5 protein-coding genes are annotated in these 4,066 nt (G+C 74.8%); 3 read left to right on the top strand and 2 right to left on the bottom strand.

The window, feature by feature from the left end:
- The coding region (locus J0670_RS32110) for an ATP-binding cassette domain-containing protein (protein ID WP_207815542.1) at nt 1-280 on the bottom strand (280 nt) is incomplete at its 3' end.
- Nucleotides 277-1,353 (bottom strand): ABC transporter permease, encoded by a 1,077-nt coding sequence (locus tag J0670_RS32105; protein WP_207815535.1) that lies wholly within the window; start codon nt 1,351-1,353, stop codon nt 277-279. The genes J0670_RS32110 and J0670_RS32105, both read right to left, overlap by 4 nt.
- A 164-nt stretch (nt 1,354-1,517) precedes the next feature.
- Between J0670_RS32105 and J0670_RS32100 the strand changes: the two genes are divergently transcribed.
- The 3 genes from J0670_RS32100 to J0670_RS32090 all read left to right on the top strand — a co-directional run.
- Nucleotides 1,518-2,729 (top strand): sensor histidine kinase, encoded by a 1,212-nt coding sequence (locus tag J0670_RS32100; RefSeq protein ID WP_207815534.1) that lies wholly within the window; start codon nt 1,518-1,520, stop codon nt 2,727-2,729.
- A complete protein-coding gene (locus J0670_RS32095; RefSeq protein ID WP_207815533.1) occupies nt 2,726-3,352 on the top strand; it encodes a response regulator transcription factor in 627 nt (208 codons plus the stop codon). The genes J0670_RS32100 and J0670_RS32095 overlap by 4 nt, the downstream gene beginning before the upstream one ends.
- A 49-nt stretch (nt 3,353-3,401) precedes the next feature.
- Nucleotides 3,402-4,066, top strand: a 665-nt coding sequence (locus tag J0670_RS32090) for a nitronate monooxygenase (protein ID WP_243437830.1), incomplete at its 3' end; no start/stop codon positions are given.

The raw sequence follows: 4,066 nt of genomic DNA, 5'->3' as shown, positions 1-4,066 counted from the left end.
TGGCCTGCTGGAAGACGATGCCGATCTTGGTGCGGCGGAGCGCGGCGAGTTCGGCGCGGTCGAGGCCGGCGGTGTCGGTGCCGTCGATGACCACCTGCCCGGAGTCCGGGGTGATCAGGGTGGCCGCCACCGCGAGGAGGCTGGACTTGCCGGAGCCGGAGGGGCCGACCACCGCGGTGAGCGAGCCCTTGGGGACGGTCAGGGAGACCTCGTCCAGTGCGGTGAGCCGGCCGTCGCCGTCCGGGTAGGTCAAGGTGACGCGGTCGAGGATGAGAGTCATCGGGCGCTCCCGAGGGCGGTCAGCGGGTCGACGGAGGTGATCCGGCGGATGGACAGGGCCGCGCCGATCGCGCCGAGGGCGATCATGACGACGGCGGGGAGGAGGACGGTCGGGGCGTCCAGGACGAAGGGGACGGCGGAGCCGATCAGCGCTCCGAAGCCGGCCGCGATCGCGGTGCCGACGGCCGTACCGAGCACCAGCAGCAGGACGGCCTGGCCGAGGGCGTCGCGCAGCAGGTAGCGGGTGGAGGCGCCGAGGGCCTTCAGCACCGCGATGTCGCCGCTGCGCTGGATCGTCCAGACGGTGAAGAAGGCGCCGATGACGAGCGCGGAGATGGCGAACAGGAAGCCGCGCATCAGCTGGAGGGAGCCGTTCTCGGAGGTGTAGGAGCCGATCGCGGCGAGGGAGTCGTCGCGGGTGTGGGTGACGGTGCCGAGGCGGGTGTCGGCGGCGGCGAGGTCGGCGCCCTTGGCGGTGTGGAGGGCGATGACGGTGGCGTGGCCGGCGCCGCCCGGGGCGAACTGCTGCCAGTCGGTGAGGCTGGTCCAGATCACCGGGGTGTGGCTGTACGCGGCGTCGCCCTCGACGGCGGCCACGGTGAGGTGGTGCCCGGCGAGGGTGAAGTCGGCGCCGGGCGCGAGGTGGCCCAGGTTCTCGGCGGCGGTCTTGGACAGGACGGCCTGGCCGGGGGTGATCCGGGCGCCCTGCGGGGCCAGGTCGGAGCCCTCCGGCACGCCGAAGGCGGAGAGCGCGGCGGTGCGGGTGCCCGCCGCGGCCTTGGTGGTGGTGATGCCGAGCGGCTGGGCGGAGGTGACGCCGGGCTCGCGGGCCCAGGCCTGCCACTGGTCCGGGGTGACCTGGGAGTCGGTGAAGGAGAGCTTCTGCCCGTCGGCGGGCTTGGAGAACACCAGGTGGTCGGCGGGCAGGCCGGTGATCGCGGAGATGTTCTGCCGGCCGAGCCCGGCGGTCAGGCCGGACAGCAGACCGACCAGTACGGTGATCAGCACGATGACGGTTCCCATCAGGGCGAACCGCCCCTTGGCGAACCCCAGATCCCTCCAGGCGACGAACACGGTGGGCCTTCCTCCATCCAGCAACGGTTGATGTCCTCAACACTCCCGGAGGAGGGGTGGCCCGGGCATCGCGCCGGGGATTGCTTCCTGGGCATCGAAGGGCAGAGCCCGAGTTCAACCTTTTGATTGATCCCGCTTCCGGGCGCGGAGCTTAGGCTGGAGGGATGGCGACCGAACGATTCCGCACCACACCCGTCGCCCGCGTCCTCCAGGTCTGCCTGCACCTGCTCGTGGCGGGCCTGCTGGCGCTCTCCGTGGCCCGTGCCGCCGTCGGAAGGGACGGCGATCCGGCGGCCGTCGCCGCGGCGGCCTCCGCGATGGCGGCCGTCTACGCCGTCGGGCCGAAGCTCGCCGCCGTCCACCGCTCCCGCCGGGGCGCCGCGCTCTGGCTGGCGCTGCTCGGCGTCACCTGGGTGGGCCTGCTGGTCGCCACCCAGGACGGGGTGTGGCTGGCGTTCCCGCTGTACTTCCTGGAGCTCCACCTGCTCGGCCGGCGCAGCGGGCTGGTCGCCGTCGGGCTGACGGCGGCGGCGGCGATCGGCGCATGGTCCTGGCACCAGCACGGCTTCAACCTCGCCGCCGCGATCGGGCCCGCGCTCGGTGCGGCCGTCGCCACCGCCACCGTGCTCGGCTACCAGGCGCTGTACCGGGAGAGCGAGGAGCGGCGCCGGCTGATCGACGAACTGACCGCCGCCCGCGCCGACCTCGCCGCCGCGCACCACGCGGCCGGGGTGCTGGCCGAGCGCGAGCGGCTGGCCCGGGAGATCCACGACACCCTCGCGCAGAGCCTCAGCTCCATCCAGCTGCTGCTGCGGGCGGCCCAGCGGGCGCTGCCGGAGCGCACCGAGGCGGCCGCCGGGTACGTCGAGCAGGCGCGACAGGCCGCCCAGGACAATCTGGACGAGGCCCGGCGCTTCGTCCGCGCGCTCACCCCGCCCGCCTTGGACGGCGACTCGCTGCCGGTCGCGCTGGAGCGGCTGTGCGCGACCACCACGGCGCACAGCGCCTTGCCCGTCCACCTGCACGTCTCGGGGGATCCGGTACGGCTGCCGGCCGCGCAGGAGATCGCGCTGCTGCGGATCGCGCAGTCGGCGCTCGGCAACACGGTGCGGCACGCGAAGGCCTCGCGGGCCGAGGTGACACTCAGCTACATGGAGGGCGAGGTGGCGTTGGACGTGTTCGACGACGGAGCCGGGTTCGATCCGGTGGCGGTCGCGGGCCGTACCGGTGGGGAGGGCGGGTTCGGCCTGCCCTCGATGCGGGCCCGGGCCCGGGCGCTCGGCGGCAGCTTCACCGTGGAGTCCGCTCCCGGGCAGGGGACGGCGCTGGCGGTGCAGCTGCCGGTGCAGCTTCCGGTCGGCGAGGTGGCGCCGTGATCCGGCTGCTGATCGCCGACGACCACCCGGTGGTGCGGGCCGGGCTGCGGGCGGTGCTGGAGTGCGAGCCGGACTTCGCCATCGTGGCGGAGGCGGCGACCGCCGAGCGGGCCGTCGAGCTGGCGGCCGAGCCGGGGGTGGACGTGGTGCTCATGGACCTCCAGTTCGGGCCCGGCTCGGCGATGAACGGGGCGCAGGCCACGGCGGCGATCACCGCCAGGGCTGGCGCGCCCCGGGTGCTGGTGGTCACCACGTACGACAGCGACGCGGACACCCTGCCGGCCCTGGAGGCCGGGGCCACCGGGTACCTGCTGAAGGACGCACCGCCGGAGGAGCTCGCCCAGGCGGTGCGGGCGGCCGCGGCGGGGCGCAGCGCGCTGGCGCCGAGCGTGGCGGACCGGCTGCTGGAGCGGATGCGCACGCCCGCGGCGGCGCTCAGCGCGCGGGAGACCGAGGTGCTGGGGCTGGTCGCGGACGGGCTGACCAACCAGCAGATCAGCCAGGCGCTGCACCTGAGCCAGGCGACGGTGAAGTCGCATCTGGTGCACATCTACACCAAGTTGGGGGTCGACTCGCGTACGGCGGCGGTGCGGGAGGCGCGCGGGCGCGGGCTGATCCGCTGAGCGTAGGCTGGGGGTGTTCCGTGCCCGTGGCCGTGTGAGGAGCGCCCTGATGACCATGCGTCTCGATGAGCTCGCCGTGCCGGTGATCGGCGCCCCGATGGCGGGCGGGCCGTCGACACCGGAGTTGGTGGCGGCGGTGAACCGGGCCGGTGGGCTGGGGTTCCTTGCCGCCGGGTACCGGACCGCCGGGTGGATGTCCGAACAGATCGCTCTGGTGCGCAAGTTGACCGACCGGCCGTACGGGGTGAACCTCTTCGTCCCCTCCCCGCCCGGGGACCGGGCGGCCGTCGCGGCCTACCGGGAGCGGCTGCGGCCGGAGGCCGAGCGGTGGGGGGTGACGCTGCCGGAGGAGATCGGGCCGGACCGGGACGACTGGGAGGCCAAGCTCGCCGCGCTGCTCGCGGACCCGGTGCCGGTGGTCTCGTACACCTTCGGGCTGCCGACGGCCGAGGAGGCGGCGGCGCTGCGGGCGGTGGGGACGTCGCAGGTCGGGACGGTCACCACACCGGAGGAGGCGCGGGCGGCGGAGGCGGTCGGGATGGACGCGCTGTGCGTGCAGGGCCCGGAGGCCGGCGGGCACCGCGGCACCCACCGGGTTGCGGACGCGCCGGGGGAGCTGCCGCTGCTCCAACTGCTGTCGGCCGTACGGGCGGTGACGGCGCTGCCGCTGATCGCCGCGGGCGGGCTGGGCGACGGCGCGGCGATCGCGGCGGC

The sequence above is a fragment of the Streptomyces sp. FH025 genome, assembly GCF_017427025.1.
In the GTDB taxonomy this organism is placed as follows: Bacteria; Actinomycetota; Actinomycetes; order Streptomycetales; family Streptomycetaceae; genus Kitasatospora.
The sequence above is the reverse complement of the archived record's forward strand: the minus strand, read 5'-3'. Positions and strand labels throughout refer to the sequence as shown.